Below are 17,855 nucleotides of genomic sequence, written 5' to 3' on the forward strand. Positions count from 1 at the left end.
TCGAGTTCTCAAACAACACACCCACCGAGAACTTGTCGTAAGGCATTTTGCCTTTCGCTTCGCTCTCAGAAGCGCCTGAGAAACTTTAGCGAGCCGGATTTTCTGAGTCAAACGAATGGGCGGTGACCCTCGTCTCTCTTCGGCTCTCTTCAGTTCTCAGTCCCCGGCCGGTCTGAGGAAATTCATCCTCCCCGTTTCGGGCCGGAGAGAACATTACGCACCGACCACCAACCCGTCAAACTGTTGAGCGGTGACGGTGCCCACAAGGCATCGTCACCGCTCAACAACCGTGTTCGCAAAGTAAGGCTTTCCCTTGACGGTGGAGCCTAAACCGCACGTCCGACGGCCAGGTTCCGCCGTCCCTTGCGTACCAGCACCACTCCCCCGGCGAGCAGGTGCTCGGGACCGATGACCGCGGTCTCGTCGGCCACCTTGACGTTGTTGATGTAGGCCCCGCCTCCGGCAATGGTCTTGCGGGCCGCATTGCGCCCGCGCTCCAGCCCCGTGCCCACGAGCAGGTCCACGATCGTGGTCTGTCCGACTGTCACGTCACCGGAGGCGAGATCAGCCGTGGCCGCCAGGATCGTCGCCTCATCGATGTCGGCGAGGTCGCCGCGGCCCCACAGTGCGGAGGTCGCCGCTTCGGCCTGGGCAGTCGCGTCGGCTCCATGGACCCACGTGCAGACTTCGTGCGCCAGAACCCGCTGCGCCTCACGTGCCTTCGGGTTCTCGGCCGTCACCGCCTCCAGGCGCTCAATCTCCTCGCGTTCCAGGAAGGTGAAGACCTTGAGGAAGCGCACGACGTCGGCGTCGTCGACTTGGAGCCAGAACTGGTAGAAGGCGTAGGGGCTGAGCATCTCGGGGTTGAGCCAGATCGCCCCGCCCTCGGACTTACCGAACTTGGTGCCGTCGGCCTTGGTGATGAGGGGGTTGGTCATGACGTGGACCGAGGCGCCCTCGACCTTGTGGATGAGGTCCATCCCGCCCACGAGGTTGCCCCACTGGTCGTTGCCGCCGACCTCCAGGGTGCATCCGTAGCGTCGGTAGAGCTCGAGATAGTCGTTGGCCTGGAGGACCTGGTAGCTGAACTCGGTGTAGGAGATGCCCTCCTCGCTGGCCAGGCGCCGGGCGACGATGTCCTTGGAGAGCATGGTGCCCATGCGGAAGTGCTTGCCCAGGTCCCGCAGGAAGTCGATGGCGCTCATCGCCTGGGTCCAGTCCAGGTTGTTGACGATCTGCGCCGGGTTGTCCCCGCTGAAGTCGAGAAGGTTCTCGAGCTGTTCCTGCAGGCTGGCCGCCCAGCCTGCGACGACATCCTTGGTGTTGAGGCTGCGCTCCCCCTTGGCGCGCGGGTCGCCGATGAGGCCGGTCGCCCCACCCACGAGCGCCAGCGGATGGTGCCCGGCGAGCTGGAGGTGACGCATGACCTTGACGGCTACGAGGTGCCCGTGGTGAAGGCTCGGCGCCGTGGGGTCGAACCCGCAATAGAAGGTGACGGCCCCGTCGCTGAGCGCCGCTCGCAGCGCGTCAATGTCGGTGTGCTGGGCGATGAGCCCGCGCCACTGCAGTTCGTCCAGGATGTCCGTCACTGTCCAGTCGCCTTCCGTGGGTTGTCGTGCTTGCCGCACGCATGATCCCGGCGCGTCACGCTCGGGTCCGGCTGATACCTCCGGCGCAGATAGTCTGCCATGCTCCGGCTCGGCTTCCACGAAGAGGCCGGGCCACGGAGCCGTGAGCCGGATACGGGGAGCCTTCACGAGCCCTCAGTCGGGCGATCCCATATGAGGGTGTATCGGTAGTAGAAGCGCCGTCGAGTCCTGGCCCCGGGAAGCAGCCGGACTGCCGCCCTACGAATCTCGGCCAGGGACTCCCGTGGAACACGAGTGACCACACCGATGTCTGAGCTCTCCCGTCGCAGGGCGCCGACCACGTGCAGAGGCAGGACGGCCAGTGCGGACAGCGTCCAGTCCCACAGGCTCTTGTTGGCGGCCAAGCCGACGACGATCAGACGCCCACCGGGTGCCACCAGCTGACTCAGCCTCACCAGGGCGGGTTCCAGTGGGAGGTGGTGCAGCGTGGCCACGCAGGTGACCGTCTCAAAGGTGCCGATGCGCTGAGGAAGGTCCAGATCCATGACGTCGTCGAGCAGCACCTCGGCCTGCGGAGTCCGCTCCAGACGTCTACGCGCTCGAGCAGCTGCCTGCCCGTCGGTTTCAAGTCCGACGGCGCACCGGCACACCGCCGCCAGGCGTGCGAGCAGGAGCCCGTCACCGCATCCGACATCGAGCGCGCTTCCACCGCGCAGCGCCGCGTCCCGCACGATGCGCCGGTGAAAGGCGACGTTGTGGTTCCAGTAGTCACTGGCCACTGCGGGAGCCTGGTGGAGCAGCCGCCGTGGTCGGACCGGCTGTGTCGCTCGAGGTCTTGGGGCTCTCAGCCCGGTCGGTAGACGCAGCGGTCTCCGCGTTGGGCTGCGTCGCTGATCCGCGCGCTACGACGCCGGCTTCACGCAGCAGTGCCTCGCGCAGGTGGGGCACTGCTGCGAAGTACGCCTCATCGGCGTCCTCCACCAAACGCGTTGCCCGGGCCCCGACATCTCTCCCTGCCGCTGTCATGGTCACGATCCGGGCACGGGCGTCCTTGGGATCCGGCTGCCGCGACACCAGACCGGCCCGCTCCAGCCGGCGCAGCACCTGGCTGGTGGTCTTCACGTCCATTCCCGCCTGGGTCGCGACCATCACCTGGCTGGCCCCGTCCCCGTGCTCCTCGAGCCACTGCGTGCAGGCCAGGAGGACGAACTGGGAGTGTGTCAGTCCAACTGGCTCCAGGGCGGCAGCGATGTCTCGCTGCCAGGCCAGCGCGGCCCTCCACATGAGGAAGCCGGGGCTCGCCTCAGGACCCTGGAACCTTGTCTTCACATATCGACCCTAGCAGCCTCAACGAGCGAGTCGATGGCCTGCGGAAAGTCCTCGGCGATTCCCGGACCGATCGTCGGGCCTACATCGTCGGCACCGGGGCCGTCGATGTCGAGGCGGGTGGTCACAACGCTCTTCCCTTGTGTCTGCGCGGGCATGAAGGAGTGGGTGAAGGTCAGCTCCACTCCCCCGTAGGAGACCCGGTCCGCCTGGACATGAGGGGGTTCCCAGCGGATCACCGTGATCTCGATACTGTCCTGCCCCTCCGGAGTCATCGTGATCGAGGCGCCGGGTCCCACGGGCTCGCGCGGCTCGTAGCGATCTCCCTGGGGGAGCTCGATCTCACCGGAGAGAACCTTGATCCAGGTCTCCCACAGGACCTCCGCCGGGAGATCCACTGTCCGTTGGCACTCAGTCGACCACATGGCCGTCCCCTTCCTCGTCCTCCGCGCTCGGCGGTTCCGCACCACAAATAGTCTTCGCAGCGATAATCTGTGTACCCATTATTAGCGGACAGGAGCGGCGTGGGCAAGTGGAGACCCATCGGAGTCGGGCTCGGCGAGGTTCAGCCCTGTGAGCGTCGCCTGGTGACGGCCGGCCGGTATGGCGAGACGGTGGGCTCTCCGTCCAGCCAGAAGCGCCACGGGAAGGCTTCTCCGTCTCCCCCGGGGCCGGCCACCCCGGTGCGTGGCCCACGGCGGATGCGTCCGGCATCCGGTGCCTGCTGCGGCAGCGTCAGGCAGATGCGTGATCCCGGCCCGCCCAGCAGCGCGCCGTCGTCGGAGCGGTCCAGTCCCAGTGCGGCGCACAGTCTGGCCGGGCCACGGGCCAGGTCGCGGTCAGTGCGGGCTGCGGGGCGGCGTCCCCTGGCCTGCTCGAGCCCTTCGACGACCTCTCCCCCGCGCAGCAGCACCGCGCGTGAGACCCCGGCAGGTCCGGTGACGATGTTGAGGCAATGGTGCATGCCGTAGGTGAAGTAAACGTAGATGCACCCGCCGGCCTCGAACATGGAGGCATTGCGCGCCGTGCGTCCCCGGAAGGCGTGGGAGCCCGGGTCCTTCTCGCCGCGGTAGGCCTCCACCTCGGTCAGGCGGATCGCGACACGCCCGGCCGAGTCGGCAACGGTGATGACGGCGCCCAGCAGCGCCGGGGCCGCCTCCAGACTGTCACATCTGAGCAGTGAGGCGACCTCGGCGCTCAGCTCGATCGCCGTCTCCCTCAGGGAAGCGTCTGACATCGACCTGCCGCCCCGGCTCAGTCCTGGTCCTCCTCGTCCCGATCCTCATCGGTCTCACTGGGTTCGGGCCACTGGGGACCGGCGGGGCCGTCCAGCAAGGAGCCCTCCCAGGCGAAGACTCGCAGCTCGGCGCTGCGGGCGATGGCGCGGGCGAGCTGCTCCACCACTCGCACCGGGGCGGTGCCGCCGTGCCCGGTACGGGCGGCCACCGACCCCTCGGCTGAGAGGACCTCCCGCACCCCCGGGGTGAGCCGCTCATCAATGGCAGCGAAGTCGGCGTCGGACAGGTCCCACAGCTCAATGCCGCGCTTCTCGCACTCGCGTACGCAGGCACCGGAGATCTCGTGGGCGCTGCGGAATGGCACACCGTTCTTAACCAGCCACTCCGCGATATCGGTGGCCAGGGAGAACCCCTGAGGGGCAAGCTCCGCCATGCGCTCGTAGTGGAGGGTCATCGTGCTCACCATGCCGCTGACGGCCGGCAGGAGGACGGCCAGGGTGTCGACGGCGTCGAAGACCGGTTCCTTGTCCTCCTGCAGGTCCCGGTCGTAGGCCAGGGGCAGGGCCTTGAGGGTGGCGAGCAGCCCGGTCAGGTCGCCAATGAGGCGTCCGGCCTTGCCGCGGGCGAGCTCGGCCACGTCCGGGTTCTTCTTCTGCGGCATGATGGACGAGCCCGTGGAGTAGGAGTCGTCCAGAGTGACGAAGTCGAACTCCTTGGTGTTCCAGATGATGATCTCCTCGCTCAGGCGTGAGACGTCGACGGAGGTCATCGTCAGCACGAAGCTGAGCTCAGCGACGACGTCGCGGGCGGCGGTGCCGTCGATGGAGTTCTCCACGGCGGCCTCGAACCCGAGGTCGGCGGCCACGGCGTCGGGGTCCATGTCGAGAGTGTTGCCCGCCAGCGCACCGGAGCCGTAGGGGCTCACGGCGGCGCGGGAGTCCCAGTCCTCCAAGCGCTCAACGTCGCGCATGAGCGGCCAGGCGTGGGCCAGCAGCTGGTGGGCGACGAGCACCGGCTGGGCGTGCTGCATGTGAGTGCGTCCGGGCATGATGGCGTCGGAGGCCTGGGCGGCCTGGTCGATGAGGGCGTCGACGACGTCGAGGACGAGTCCGGCCACGTGGCGAGCCTGGTCGCGCAGGTACATGCGGATGAGAGTGGCGATCTGGTCGTTGCGGCTGCGCCCGGCGCGCAGCCGGCCCCCCAGGTCGTCACCGGCGCGCTCGATGAGACCGCGCTCCAGGGCGGTGTGGACATCCTCGTCGGTGGCCTCGGGGACGAAGATGCCGGCGACGACGTCGGCCTCGAGATCGTCCAGGGCCTCCAGCATGCCGGACAGCTGCCCCGCATCCAGTAGCCCGGCCTGCGCCAGGGCGCGAGCGTGGGCCCGGGAGCCGGCGATGTCGTAGCGGGCCAGGCGCCAGTCGAAGTGGGTGCTCACCGACAGGGCGGCCAATGCGTCGGCGGGTCCTCCTGAGAAGCGTCCGCCCCACAGGCTGACGCCGGCGGGGGCAGCGTCCTGCTGAGCTTCTGAGGCGACGGACTGGGCAGCGGACGGCTGAGTGGACTGGCTGGAGAACTGACTCATGGCTCCATCATGGCCCATCTGCCCGCACAGGTTCCTCAACGATCAGTCTAGACAGGCCCTGTCGTGGCTCGTCGACAAAATGACCCATGCATTCTTGAGGAAGATACGGCAGTGGGCCAGGACCAGCGACCCCGACCAACGGGAAGGAAGAAAGACCTGTATCTCGGTTGGCAGGCAATGCCATGATGAGCCAATGCCCGCCGAACAAGACGCACTTTTCCCAGGCAAGCAGTTCATCTCCACCGTGCTCGAGGCCCTCGAGGCCAAGACCCGGATGACCGGGGTGATCGCCCATCGCTATCTCATGCGCGCGGCGATGGCCGGCATGATCGTGGCGGTCTTCTACATCGTGAACTACGCCATCGTCGGCGTCTTCGACGGCCTTCGCATCGGGGACGCCTCGCTCGCGGGGATCGGGAAGATGCTCGGGGCTCTGTCCTTCGGCCCCGCTCTCGTCTTCATCTACTACACGAAGTCCGAGTTGCTCACCAGCAACATGATGGTGGTGGCCATCGGCCACTACTACAAGCAGATCTCGACGTGGCGGGCCCTGAGGGTGCTGGTCATGTGCCTGGCCGGCAACTTCGCCGGAGGACTGGTCTTCGCGGCCATGTACCGCTTCTCCACCCTCGTGGAGGCGGCGACCGGCGAGCAGGCCGTGCACTCAGTGGCCGCCAAGCTCCACTACCTGTCGTCGGTCTCAGGGATCGGGGACCTCTTCGTGCGGGCGGTCCTGTGCAACTTCATGATTAACCTGGCGATGCTCCTCATCTACAACGGCTTCATCCGCGAGGACTGGTCCAAGATCTTCGCGATGCTCATCTCCGTGTTCGTCTTCGCCTTCCTCGGCCTGGAGCACTCCGTGGCCAACACGGTCCTGTTCACCGTCGTCGGCCTGACGCACGGGATCGATGTCCTGCCGGCGCTGGGGAACGTGGCTGTGGCCCTGCTGGGCAACTTCGTGGGCGGAGGGCTGCTGATCGGCGGCTACTACGCCTACGCCAATGACGACTCCCGCTGGCTGCGCCGCCAGCCCCACCACAACGAGGCGCAAGCGGCCACGTAGCCGAGTGCTTCGAGGTGGTGGGACCGGCGGTGCGGCTCAGTCAGAATCCCCGATCGTTGCCGGCGCGCACGTCGCGGGCGGCGGCGAGCTTGGACTGCATCCCGTAGATCTCGATGAATCCCCGCGAGGAGGACTGGTCGAAGGTGTCTCCGCTCTCGTAGGTGGCCAGGTTGAAGTCGTACAGGCCCGTCTCGGAGCGGCGCCCGTTGACGGTCGCCCGACCGCCGTGCAGGACCATGCGAATATCACCGTTGACGTAGCGCTGCGTATCCTCGATGAAGGCGTCCATGGAGCGCTTGAGCGGGGAGTACCACTGGGCCTCGTAGACGAGATCGGCCCAGGTCTGCTCCATGCTCCGCTTGTAGCGGTGCTGCATGCGCTCCAGGGTGACGGCCTCGAGCGCCCGGTGCGCCTCGATCAGGGCCACGGCGCCGGGGGCCTCGTAGATCTCGCGGGACTTGATCCCCACGAGCCGGTCCTCGACCATGTCGATACGCCCCACGCCCTGGGCGCCGGCTCTGCGGTTGAGCTCCTGAATCGCCTCCAGGGGGCTGACGTCACGACCGTCGATCGCTACGGGGATGCCCTCCTTGAAGGTCAGGATCACCTCGTCGGGCAGGGGCGGGTAGGCGGGGTCGTCGGTGTAGACGTAGACGTCCTTAGTGGGAGCGTTCCACAGGTCCTCGAGGTACCCGGTCTCAATGGCGCGGCCCCAGACGTTCTGGTCGATGGAGAAGGGGTTGTGCTTGGTGGTCTCGATCGGCAGGTTGTGCTTCTCGGCGTAGTCGATGGCTACGTCACGGGTCAGCGCCAGGTCGCGTACCGGGGAGATGCAGTCCATGTCGGGGGCCATGGAGGTGATGGAGACCTCGAAGCGGACCTGGTCGTTGCCCTTGCCGGTGCAGCCGTGCGCCACGGTGTGCGCGCCGAACTCGCGGGCGGCCTTGACCAGGTGACGGGCGATGACGGGGCGGGACAGGGCCGAGACGAGCGGGTAGGTCCCCTCATAGAGGGCGTTGGCCTTGAGCGCCGGCATGCAGTAGTCGTTGGCGAACTCGTCGCGGGCGTCGGCGACATAGGCCTCGACGGCGCCGCAGTCGAGGGCTCGCTGACGGATCACCTCAAGGTCCTCGCCGCCCTGGCCGACGTCGACGGCGACGGCCACAACCTCACGACCGGTGGCCTCGCCGATCCAGCCGATGGCGACGGACGTGTCCAGGCCTCCGGAGTAGGCCAGGACGACACGGTCCTTGTGGATGCTCAATGGGATCACTCTTCTCTTCGTGATGACGCCGCCGCAGCGGCGCCGAGGTGACTGGGGGATGTCAAGGGTGGTGGGGAGAGGTCAGGCTCGGGCCGAGGGGTCGGCCAGGGCGAGCAGGTGTCTGGCCACGTCGGCCGCGACCTGGGCGCCGCGGGTGATGACCAGGACGGTGTCGTCGCCGGCGATGCACCCCATGACGCCCGGCATCATGGCGTCGTCGACGGCACCGGCGAGCAGCTGGGCGGCGCCGGCGGGAGTTCGCAGGACCACTTGGGGGCCGGCCCACTCGGCGGTGACCAGCAGCTCGGCGCACCACCGGGACAGGCGGGCGGTGGTGTGGGCGCGCAGGGAGTCCTCGGTCTCCTCCGTCTCTAAGAGGGCACCAGTAGGGACCTGGCCGGGGGCACCGGCCTCGGGCATGGAGTAGATGAGCTCTCCGCCCGGGGCGCGGATCTTCGTGGCCCGCAGCTCCACCAAGTCCCGTGAGAGCGTGGCCTGGGTGGTGCTGATGCCGCGCTGTGCCAGGGCCTTGCGCAGCTGGGCCTGGGAGCGGATGCGTTCGCGCGACAGGATCTGGACGATGCTGGCGTGCCTGGCGGTCTTGGTCCCGGGCACCAGGGGGGCCGTTGCCCCCAGATCGCGCTGAGAGGCCTCGATGGCGGCGCTCATGAACCGGCTTTCTCTGACTGTGCCCGAGCAAGAACCTCGGACAACGTGGCGGTGAAGGCCCTGGCATCATCGTCGGAGAGGATGAAGGGGGGAGCCAGGCGGATCGTGTCGGGGCGAGGCGCGTTGACGATGAAGCCGCGGGCCGCCAGGGCAGCGGCGATCTCAGCAGCGGGTGGGAGCCCGTCCTCCAGCCCGACGCCGAGCAGCAGGCCCCGGCCGCGCACCTGATCGACTCCGTCAACGGCTGCCAGCTGCCTGGACCAGGCCGAGCCGAGCTGCTGAACCCGCTCCAGCAGGGACTGGCTGCGGATGGTCCCGATGACGGCGAGGGCTGCTGCACAGGCCACCGGGTTGCCGCCGAAGGTGGTGCCGTGCTGCCCCGGCTCGAGAAGAGCGGCGGCCTGCCCAGTGGCGACGACTGCGCCGATGGGGATTCCTCCGCCCAGTCCCTTGGCCAGGGTGACGACGTCGGGGACGACGCCCGGCGCCAGCAGGTGGTGGGCCATCCAGGCGCCGGTGCGTCCCATTCCGGTCTGGACCTCATCGATGATGAGCAGCGCGCCGGCGGCCTCGGTCAGCTCGCGGGCCGCCTCCAGGTATCCGGCGGGCAGCTCACGCACCCCGGCCTCACCCTGAATGGGTTCGACGACGAGTGCCGCCACATCCGGCCCCAGCGCGGTGCGCAGGGCCTCGATGTCGCCGGCGGGGATGAACTCGACTCCTCCGGGCAGCGGCTCGAAGGGCTCGCGGTAGGCGGCCTTGTGGGTCAGGGCCAGCGCGCCCATGGTCCTGCCGTGGAAGGCGTCCTGGAGGGCCAGGACGCGGGGGCGCCGGCTCCCGCCGTGGCGGCGGGCTATCTTGAAGGCGGCCTCATTGGCCTCGGTGCCGGAGTTGGCCAGGAAGACGCGGGAGTCGTGAGCGGGACGGTTGGGGAAGGTGAGCCGGACGAGCTCCTCGGCGAGGCCGACCTGGGCGGGGGTGGTGAAGAAGTTCGACACGTGCCCCAGCTCGGAGAGCTGCTCGGTGACGGCCCGGATGATCGCGGGGTGCGCATGGCCCAGGCAGTTGACGGCGATGCCTGCCAGCAGGTCGATGTACTCCTGACCGTCGGCGTCCCAGACATGGGCGCCCCTCCCCCGGACCAGGACCCGGCCGGGGGTGCCGAAGGTGTTCATGACGGCGTCGGTGTAGCGCGCCAGCCAGCCGGCGTTGCCGGTGCCGGATCCCTTCGCCTCCGCGGTGGGTGCCGGTGCTTGCGAGGAGTGGGTCATAGGCTCTTGCCTCCGTTCAGTGGTGGGACCGGAGCGTCTCCGGGGTGGATGACGGTGCCGACTCCCTGGTCGGTGACGATCTCGAGCAGCATGCTGTGGGCCTGGCGTCCGTCGACGACATGCGCCTGCGCGACTCCCCCGTAGACGGCCCGCAGGCAGGCCTCCATCTTGGGGATCATCCCGGCCTCGAGCGTGGGCAGGAGCTCCTCCAGCGCGGCGGTACTGATGAAGGGCACCAGTGTGCTGCGGTCTGGCCAGGCGGAGTAGAGCCCCTCAACGTCGGTGAGCATGAGCAGGGTGCGGGCCTTGAGGGCCACGGCGATCGCGGCGGCGGCCGTGTCGGCGTTGACGTTGAGGACGGTCTCGGAGTCCGTCGTCAGCGGGGCGACCGAGGAGATGACCGGGATGCGGCCCTGGTCGAGCAGGTCGATGATGGGCTGAGGACTGACGTCGACGACGTCGCCGACCAGGCCGACGTCGACCTTGTTCCCGTCCACCGTGGCCAGCCGCTGCCGGGCTCGCAGGAGCCCGCCGTCCTCACCGCTGATGCCGACGGCGGCGGAGCCGTCGGTGTTGAGCAGGGAGACGAGCTCGCGCTGCACGGAACCGGTGAGCACCATGCGGACCACGTCCATGACCTCGGGAGTGGTGACGCGCAGTCCTCCGCGGAACTCCGAGGTGATGCCCAGCCGCTTGAGCATCGCGTTGATCTGGGGTCCGCCACCGTGAACGACGACGGGGCGCACCCCGACCTGGTGCAGGAAGAGGATGTCCTGGGCGAAGGCGCGTTTGAGCTCATCGTTGACCATGGCGTTGCCGCCGTACTTGATGACCATGGTGGCGCCCTTGTAGGTGCGCAGCCACGGCACGGCCTCCAGCAGGACGGATGCCTTGGTCTGTGGGTCGAGGGGGGTACGTTTCATGTCGTGTAGTCCGCGTTGATGGTGACGTATCCGTGAGTGAGGTCGTTGGTCCACACGGTGGCCTGGGCCGGGCCCGCAGACAGCTCGATGTCGATGCGGGTCTCGCGTGGGCTCATGTCCACCGCGTCCCGGTTGGGTTGGGGAGTGCCGTGGCTGAAGATCGTGATGCCGTTGATGGCGACGTCGACCTCGTCGGGGTTGAAGGGGCAGACGTCCTCGGGCACGGTCCCCAGCTGGGAGAGGATGCGCCCCCAGTTGGGGTCGGCCCCCGCGATGGCGCACTTGAGGAGGTTGGAGGAGCTGACGGTGCGGGCCGCGGCCTCGGCGGCCTCCTCGCTGACGGCGCCGGAGACGGTGATGGCGATGTCGTGGGTGGCACCCTCGGCGTCGGCCACCAGGCGCCGGCCGAGCCGGCTCATCACCTCGGTGAGCGCCTCGTCGAGCTCGTCCTGGGAGGGCGTGGTGCCGGAGGCTCCGGAGGCCAGCAGGACAACCGTGTCGTTGGTGGACATGCACCCGTCGGAGTTGATCCGGTTGACGGTTCGCATCGTGGCGGAGGCCAGGGCGTCCTGGGCCTGCTGAGGGGTGAGGACGGCGTCGGTGGTGATGACGGCGAGCATGGTGGCCAACCCTGGGGCCAGCATGCCCACGCCCTTAATCATGCCGCCGATGGTCCAGCTCTGCTCGCCGGCACCGACCGTGAGGGCGTCCTCCTTGGAGACGGTGTCGGTGGTCATGATGGCGGTGGCGGCATCGGTACCGGCCTGAGGCGTATCGGCCAGGGCGAGGGCCGCGACGTCGACGCCCTCCAGGAGGACGGGCATGTCGATGCGCTCCCCGATGACGCCCGTGGAGCAGACCAGGACCTGGTCCGGTTCGGCGCCCAGCAGGCCGGCGGCACGGGAGGCGGTGGCCTCGGTGTCGCACATGCCCTGCGCTCCGGTGCAGGCGTTGGCACTGCCGGAGTTGAGGACGACGGCGCGGGCGTGACCCGCCTGCCCGTCTTCCTGGCCGGCCAGGAGCCGGCGTGACCAGACCACGGGGGCGGCAACGACACGGTTGGTGGTGAACACCCCGGCCGCGGTGTCCAACGGCCCGTCATTGACGACGAGGGCGAGGTCGGGCTTGCCGGAGGCCTTGAGGCCGGCGCGCACGCCGGCGGCGCGGAAGCCCTGTGCTGCGGTCACGCTCACGGTGCGACTCCTTGGATGGTGATGGCGGTGGTCTCCTCCAGCCCGAGGGCGAGGTTGAGGGACTGAACGGCGGCACTGGCGGTGCCCTTGCCGAGGTTGTCGATGGCGCACATGGCCACGACGGCCTCCGCACCACGGTCGATGGCGACCTGAACGGTGGCGGTTCCACTCCCCAGGACGGTGCCGGTGATGGGCCAGCTCCCCTCGGGCAGCAGCTGGATGAGGCTCTCGCCACTACCGGTGGCCCCGTAGGCGTCATCCCAGGCGGCTCGCAGGGCCGCTTCGGGGTCGGGGGCCTCGCGCAGAGCCGCAGTCATGGGGGCGGTGACGGTGGCCAGGATGCCGCGGCTCATGGGAACCAGGACCGGGGTGAAGGACAGGCGTGCTGCACCGGCGGCGGCTCCGGCCACCTCCAGGTTCTGGACGATCTCGGGAATGTGCCGGTGAGTGCCTCCGACGGCGTAGGGCTGAGCCGACCCCAGCGCCTCGGCAGCGGTGAGGTGGGGCTTGAGGGCCTTGCCTGCACCGGAGTATCCGACGGCCAGCACCGCGGTCAGCCGGGAGGGGTCGAGAAGTCCGGCGGCGATACCGGGCTGGACGGCCAGGGTGACGGCGGTGACGTTGCATCCGGGGACGGCGATGCGCCTGGAGGCTGCCAGCTCCTCGCGCTGGGCGTGGGCTCGAGTCTCGCCGTGGTGCAGGAGCTCGGGCATGCCGTAGGTCCAGGCGCCGGCGTAGTCCGAGCCGTAGTAGGCCTCCCACGCCTGCTGACTGATCAGGCGGTGGTCCGCGCCGCAGTCGATGAGTAGCGGCGCGCTTCTGCCGCCCGAGGCGAGCTCCTCGAGGGCCGCCGTGATGGCTCCGGAAGCTCCGTGCGGCAGGGCCAGGACGACGACGTCGTGCTCGGCGAGGATCTCCGCCTCGGTGGGCTGGACGATGCGGTCCGCCAGGGAAAGCAGGTGCGGGTGGTGCTCGCCGAGCCGACTGCCGGCGGACGAGGCCGCGGTGAGCGCTCCGACCTCCACCTCCGGGTGGGCCGTGAGCAGGCGCAGAACCTCACCACCGGCGTACCCGGTGGCTCCAGCAACAGCAACTGACCAAGTCATGCAGCAACCATACATCCGCATGCATAGAAATGCAGTCATCGTCTGCTGCTGTGACTCATCTCCCCTCCGCCCTCAGGGCCGGGGACGCCAGGGACGCCGGGGGCTAGGACCGGTCGCAGCGACTGGTGAGCGTGTCGTCATAGAGGGAGGTGGCGATGGCGTCGGCCCACTGGCGCACCTCGTCCCAGTCGCGGTAGTCACCCTCGGTCGCTCCCCCGAGCTTGGCGATGGAGCGCTCCCGCAGGCTGAGCTTGGAGGGGTCGAAGCGGCCCGCGAAGGTCATGTGATCCTCCGGGTCGATGGCCAGCAGCACCGGTCCGATGCGCATGGGGTCGGAGACCTTGCCCTTGGGCAGGCCGGAGAGCCCCACGGAGAAGGCCCACACGGGCCTGGCTCTGAGGACGTCATGGAAGCGCGTGGTGAAGTCGACGGCCTCCGGCATCCACGTGGTCATGTAGACCGCACTGCCCAGGATGAAGGCGTCGTAATCCTCGACGCTGTCAACATCCTCGGGGCGCTTGGTCTCCACATCGATGTGGGCGGCTCGGAGCCGCTCAGCAATCACCGCGGCCACCTCATCGGTGGACCCATGCTTGGAGGAAGAGGTCAGCAGGATCTTCATGCCGCCTAGTATTACCGAGACCACACCCGCTGTCCGGGATCCTCCGCTCGACAAAATCACTGAAGAAGCACTGACGGCCATGATGTGCATCACATCATGGCCGTCAGTGCTTCTAGGCCAGCTGGCGGGCCCTGCATGGGTCAGCTGCGCAGCTCGGCTCCCAGGAGCTTGGCGGCGCGCTTGACCACGCGCTTGCGCACGCCGGCAGTCTCCTCGGCGGTCAGCGTGCGGTCAGGGGCCCGCAGCACCAGGGAGAACGCCAGCGACTTCTTGCCCTCGCCGAGCTGGGGGCCGCGGAAGACGTCGAAAAGGCGGACCTCCTCGGCCAGGTCCCCGGCGGCCTGTCTGACCAGGGCCTCGACCTCGGCGGCGGTGGTGGTCTCGTCGACGACCAGGGCGATGTCCTCCTTGGCGGCCGGGAAGGTGGAGACGGGCTTGACCTGGAGCGCCCCGGCGTCGCGGGCGGTCTCCAGCAGCGGGTCGAGGTCGATCTCGACGGCGCAGGCCCGCTCGGGGAGTCCGAGCGCGCGCACGACCCGCGGGTGGAGCTCGCCGGCGTGGGCGACGAGCCTGCCGGGCTCGACCTCCTTGCCCCGACGTCGGCCAGGCAGGCGGATCTCCGCGGTGCGGCCGGGGTGCCAGGGGGCGTAAGGGTACTCGGGAGCGCGGACCTCGATCGTGACCCCGAGCGCGGCGGCCACGGTGCGGACCACCTCGACGGCGTCGGCCCAGTCCCAGGGCCGGCCGGCCCCGAGAACCCCGGAGCGCTCGTGCTCACCGGTCATGACGGCGCCGACGTGGGTGGGCTGGGCGGGAATGCCCGCCTCGAGGGCTGCCTCCTCGGACTGGCTGGGGCGCCCGGAGACTCCGGGGATCGGGGCGGGAACAGTACCGGCCGGGTGAGTGACGGAGCCGACCTCGAAGACGGCGACGTCGGTCAGGCCGCGCGAGACGTTGCGCCGGGCGACGTCGACCAGGGAGTCGAGCACGCTGGTGCGCAGGTAGGGGGCGTCCTCGGCCAGGGGGTTGGCCAGACGGACCGTCTGTCGGCGAGCGTCGTCGGCGGGAATCTCGAGCAGGTCGTGGATGTCCCCGATGAAGGGGTAGGACAGGACCTGGGTGAGTCCGGCGTCGGCCAGGGCGCGCACGATGTCGCGGCGGGCCCTCTGGTCGGCGCTCAGCCCCGTGCCGGCGGGGGCCGTGGGCACGATGACCGGGATGGCATCGTATCCGTCGAGGCGGGCGATCTCCTCGGCCAGGTGGGCAGGCCCCACCAGGTCCGGGCGCCAGGTCGGCGGGGTGACGGTCAGCAGCGCGGTTCCGTCGTCGGCGGAGCCACCGCGCTCCACGGTGCAGCCGATGGTGGTGAGCAGCTCGGTGACGCGCTCGGTTCCGTAGGCGACGCCGGTGAGGCGCTCGGCGGCGTCGGCGCGCATGGTGATGGGCTCGGGGGCCCGGGTGCGGTTGATGTCGGTGGCCACGGGCTCGGCGGTGCCGCCGCCGTACTCCACGAGCAGGTCAACGGCGCGCTGGGCGGCAATGGGGGCCAGCTCGGTGTCCACGCCGCGCTCGTTGCGCTTGGAGGACTCGGTGGGCAGCTTGTGGCGTCGTGAGGAGCGGGCCACGCTGACCGGGTCGAAGTGGGCGGCCTCGATGAGGACATCGCGGGTGTCGGCGTCGACCTCGCTGAGGGCCCCGCCGAAGACACCGGCCAGGACCAGTGCCCGTGAGCCCTCGCCGTCCGGGGAGTCGGCGATGACCAGGTCCTCGGGGTCGAGGCTGCGGGTGACCTCATCGAGGAAGGTGAGGCGCTCGCCGTCTTTCGCCCGACGAACGACGATGGGGGCGGTGAGCTTGCCGGCGTCGAAGGCGTGCAGTGGCTGGCCCAGGTCGAGCATGACGTAGTTGGTGACGTCCACGGCCAGGGAGATGGGTCGCATGCCTGCGGCGGTGAGGCGGTCCTGCATCCAAGTCGGCGACGGGGCGTTCGGGTCGATGCCGCGCACGAGGCGGGCGACGTAGCGGTCGCATCCGGGGCGCCCGTGGATGGGTTGGGGGTCCTCGGGGACGACGACGTCGTAGCCGCCCTGCCCGGCGCCGGCCACGCCGTTGGGGTACAGCCCCGTGTTGGTGGCGTCGGCGGGGTCGGTGAAGCGGGCGCCGGTGGAGTGGGAGTACTCGCGGGCCACGCCGCGCATGGCGAAGCAGTAGCCGCGGTCCGGGGTCACGTTGATCTCCAGGACCTCCTCCCCCAGGCCGAGGATGCTGATGGCGTCGGTCCCGGGTGCGGGCGGCTCCTCACCGTCGTGGCCGTGCTCGGCCAGCCACTGCTGGAGCACGATGATGCCGGAGTGGTCCTCCCCGATGCCGAGCTCGCGGGCCGAGCAGATCATGCCGTCGGAGACGTGCCCGTAGGTCTTGCGCGCGGCGATGCGGAAGTCGCCGGGCAGGACGGCGCCGGGCAGGCAGACGACGACGTAGTCTCCGACGTCGAAGTTGTGGGCGCCGCAGACGATGCCGCGGCTGGGCAGGTCGGAGGGCTCCTTGCCGGTGCCGGGGGCGTCATTGTGCTCGGGGCCGACGTCGACGCGGCAGTAGTTGATGACCTTGCCGTTGGACTGCTCCTTGGCCTCGCGGGTGAGGACCTTGCCGACGACGAGGGGGCCGGTGACGGCCGGAGGAACGATGCGCTCCTCCTCCAGGCCCACGCGCACGAGGTCGGCGGCGAGCTGCTCGGCGCTCAGGCCGGTGGGGACGTCGACGTGCTCGCGCAGCCATTCAATGGGGACGTAAGGCATGTCAGTTTCCCTTTCCGGTGGTGCCGAACTGCTGGGAGAAGCGGATGTCGCCCTCGACGATGTCATGCATGTCGGCGATTCCGTGGCGCAGCATGAGGGTGCGTTCCAGGCCCATGCCGAAGGCGAAGCCCGTGTAGACCTCGGGGTCGATACCGCAGGCGGTGAGCACGTTGGGGTTGACCATGCCGCAGCCTCCCCACTCGATCCAGCCGGCACCGCCCTTCTTCTGGGGGAACCACAGGTCCATCTCGGCGCTGGGCTCGGTGAAGGGGAAGAAGGAGGGGCGCAGGCGGGTGCGCGCCTCAGGGCCGAACATGGCCTTGGCGAAGTGGTCGAGGACGCCCTTGAGGTGCGCCATCGTCAGGCCCTTGTCCACGGCCAGGCCCTCGACCTGATGAAAGACGGGGGTGTGGGTGGCGTCGAGCTCGTCGGAGCGGAAGACCTTGCCGGGGCAGGCCACGTAGAGCGGGGGCTGCTGCTCGAGCATGACGCGGGCCTGGACCGGGGAGGTGTGGGTGCGCAGCACGAGGTTGGCGGCCTGCCCCTCGGCCGCCCCGACGCTGGCACCGTCGATGTAGAAGGTGTCCTGCATCTGGCGGGCGGGGTGGTCGGCGTCGAAGTTGAGGGCGTCGAAGTCGAACCACTCGTGCTCGACCTCCGGCCCCTCGGCGATGGACCAGCCCATGGAGGTGAAGAAGTCGCAGACCTCGTCGATGAGGACGTCGAGGGGGTGACGGGCACCGGCCTGCGTCCGCGAGGTGGGGATGGTGACATCGACGGCCTCGGTGCGCAGCATCTCCTCCTCGGCGGCGGCCTCGAGGGTCTCCTGCCTGGCGGTCAGAGCCTTGGCGATGCGCCCGCGAGCGCCGCCCAGGAGCTTGCCGGCGGTGGGCTTGTCCGCCTTGTCCAGGGTGCCGATGAGCCGGTTGGCCAGGGTCAGGGGCGAGGCGTCGCCGGTGTGGGCCAGGCGGGCCTCCTTGAGCTCGGCGAGGGTGCCGGCTGCGGCGAAGGCGGCCAGGGCCTCCTCGACGGCGGCATTGATGCCGTCCTCGTCCAGGGGCGAGAGCGCGCCGGGAGCGTCAGTCATGTTGCGGTGCCTTCCACCAGGTGTCTCCGGAGTTGTCCGCCCTTAAGGGTAGTCCGCGCCGTCGCGTGGGTGTGAATCGTCCTGTCACCGGGGTGGCGCGGTGGCCGCTACCCAACTC

At 69.2% G+C, this 17,855-nt stretch carries 16 protein-coding genes; 1 reads left to right on the forward strand and 15 read right to left on the reverse strand.

Annotation, left to right across the window (positions count from 1 at the left end):
- Nucleotides 1–326: 326 nt before the first annotated feature.
- The 6 genes from tyrS to argH all read right to left on the reverse strand — a co-directional run bounded on the left by tyrS (nucleotide 327) and on the right by argH (nucleotide 5,756).
- Complete coding sequence (gene tyrS, locus HMPREF3165_RS04680) at nucleotides 327–1,589, reverse strand: tyrosine--tRNA ligase (RefSeq protein ID WP_070511193.1); 1,263 nt, start codon at nucleotides 1,587–1,589, stop codon at nucleotides 327–329.
- A 164-nt stretch (nucleotides 1,590–1,753) separates the two neighbouring features.
- Nucleotides 1,754–2,368 (reverse strand): class I SAM-dependent methyltransferase, encoded by a 615-nt coding sequence (locus tag HMPREF3165_RS04685; protein WP_070511195.1) that lies wholly within the window; start codon nucleotides 2,366–2,368, stop codon nucleotides 1,754–1,756.
- Nucleotides 2,358–2,918, reverse strand: coding sequence for a MarR family winged helix-turn-helix transcriptional regulator (locus HMPREF3165_RS04690; protein ID WP_070511196.1), 561 nt, complete (start codon nucleotides 2,916–2,918; stop codon nucleotides 2,358–2,360). The genes HMPREF3165_RS04685 and HMPREF3165_RS04690 overlap by 11 nt, the downstream gene beginning before the upstream one ends.
- Nucleotides 2,915–3,340, reverse strand: a complete 426-nt coding sequence (locus HMPREF3165_RS04695; RefSeq protein ID WP_070511198.1) for an SRPBCC family protein — start codon at nucleotides 3,338–3,340, stop codon at nucleotides 2,915–2,917. The genes HMPREF3165_RS04690 and HMPREF3165_RS04695 overlap by 4 nt, the downstream gene beginning before the upstream one ends.
- 140 nt (nucleotides 3,341–3,480) lie before the next feature.
- Nucleotides 3,481–4,152: a DNA-3-methyladenine glycosylase gene (locus HMPREF3165_RS04700; protein ID WP_070511200.1), complete on the reverse strand. Its 672-nt coding sequence runs from the start codon at nucleotides 4,150–4,152 to the stop codon at nucleotides 3,481–3,483.
- Nucleotides 4,153–4,169: 17 nt separating this feature from the next.
- A complete protein-coding gene (argH, locus tag HMPREF3165_RS04705; protein ID WP_176746998.1) occupies nucleotides 4,170–5,756 on the reverse strand; it encodes an argininosuccinate lyase in 1,587 nt (528 codons plus the stop codon).
- Nucleotides 5,757–5,931: 175 nt separating this feature from the next.
- Between argH and HMPREF3165_RS04710 the strand changes: the two genes are divergently transcribed.
- Nucleotides 5,932–6,804, forward strand: coding sequence for a formate/nitrite transporter family protein (locus HMPREF3165_RS04710; RefSeq protein ID WP_070511204.1), 873 nt, complete (start codon nucleotides 5,932–5,934; stop codon nucleotides 6,802–6,804).
- Nucleotides 6,805–6,844: 40 nt separating this feature from the next.
- Here HMPREF3165_RS04710 and HMPREF3165_RS04715 read toward each other — a convergent pair whose 3' ends face one another.
- The 9 genes from HMPREF3165_RS04715 to pheS form a co-directional block, all read right to left on the reverse strand.
- Nucleotides 6,845–8,068, reverse strand: a complete 1,224-nt coding sequence (locus HMPREF3165_RS04715) for an argininosuccinate synthase (protein ID WP_040321337.1) — start codon at nucleotides 8,066–8,068, stop codon at nucleotides 6,845–6,847.
- Nucleotides 8,069–8,149: 81 nt separating this feature from the next.
- Nucleotides 8,150–8,737 (reverse strand): arginine repressor, encoded by a 588-nt coding sequence (locus HMPREF3165_RS04720; protein WP_070511206.1) that lies wholly within the window; start codon nucleotides 8,735–8,737, stop codon nucleotides 8,150–8,152.
- Nucleotides 8,734–10,008 (reverse strand): acetylornithine transaminase, encoded by a 1,275-nt coding sequence (locus tag HMPREF3165_RS04725; protein WP_070511208.1) that lies wholly within the window; start codon nucleotides 10,006–10,008, stop codon nucleotides 8,734–8,736. Before HMPREF3165_RS04725 ends, HMPREF3165_RS04720 begins: the two co-directional genes overlap by 4 nt.
- Nucleotides 10,005–10,931 carry an acetylglutamate kinase gene (argB, locus tag HMPREF3165_RS04730; RefSeq protein WP_009747525.1) on the reverse strand — a complete coding sequence of 309 codons (927 nt, stop codon included), beginning with the start codon at nucleotides 10,929–10,931 and terminating at the stop codon, nucleotides 10,005–10,007. Before argB ends, HMPREF3165_RS04725 begins: the two co-directional genes overlap by 4 nt.
- Nucleotides 10,928–12,124, reverse strand: coding sequence for a bifunctional glutamate N-acetyltransferase/amino-acid acetyltransferase ArgJ (argJ, locus tag HMPREF3165_RS04735; RefSeq protein ID WP_070511210.1), 1,197 nt, complete (start codon nucleotides 12,122–12,124; stop codon nucleotides 10,928–10,930). The genes argB and argJ overlap by 4 nt, the downstream gene beginning before the upstream one ends.
- Nucleotides 12,121–13,230 (reverse strand): N-acetyl-gamma-glutamyl-phosphate reductase, encoded by a 1,110-nt coding sequence (gene argC, locus HMPREF3165_RS04740; RefSeq protein ID WP_070511211.1) that lies wholly within the window; start codon nucleotides 13,228–13,230, stop codon nucleotides 12,121–12,123. The genes argJ and argC overlap by 4 nt, the downstream gene beginning before the upstream one ends.
- A 103-nt stretch (nucleotides 13,231–13,333) precedes the next feature.
- Nucleotides 13,334–13,852, reverse strand: a complete 519-nt coding sequence (locus tag HMPREF3165_RS04745; protein WP_070511213.1) for a flavodoxin domain-containing protein — start codon at nucleotides 13,850–13,852, stop codon at nucleotides 13,334–13,336.
- 140 nt (nucleotides 13,853–13,992) lie between these two features.
- Nucleotides 13,993–16,650, reverse strand: a complete 2,658-nt coding sequence (gene pheT / locus HMPREF3165_RS04750) for a phenylalanine--tRNA ligase subunit beta (RefSeq protein ID WP_070511215.1) — start codon at nucleotides 16,648–16,650, stop codon at nucleotides 13,993–13,995.
- Nucleotide 16,651: 1 nt separating this feature from the next.
- Nucleotides 16,652–17,737 (reverse strand): phenylalanine--tRNA ligase subunit alpha, encoded by a 1,086-nt coding sequence (gene pheS / locus HMPREF3165_RS04755; RefSeq protein WP_003786208.1) that lies wholly within the window; start codon nucleotides 17,735–17,737, stop codon nucleotides 16,652–16,654.
- Between the last annotated feature and the right edge of the window lie 118 nt (nucleotides 17,738–17,855).

It is taken from the genome of Actinomyces sp. HMSC08A09, from assembly GCF_001807465.1.
In the GTDB taxonomy this organism is placed as follows: domain Bacteria; phylum Actinomycetota; class Actinomycetes; order Actinomycetales; family Actinomycetaceae; genus Actinomyces; species Actinomyces oris.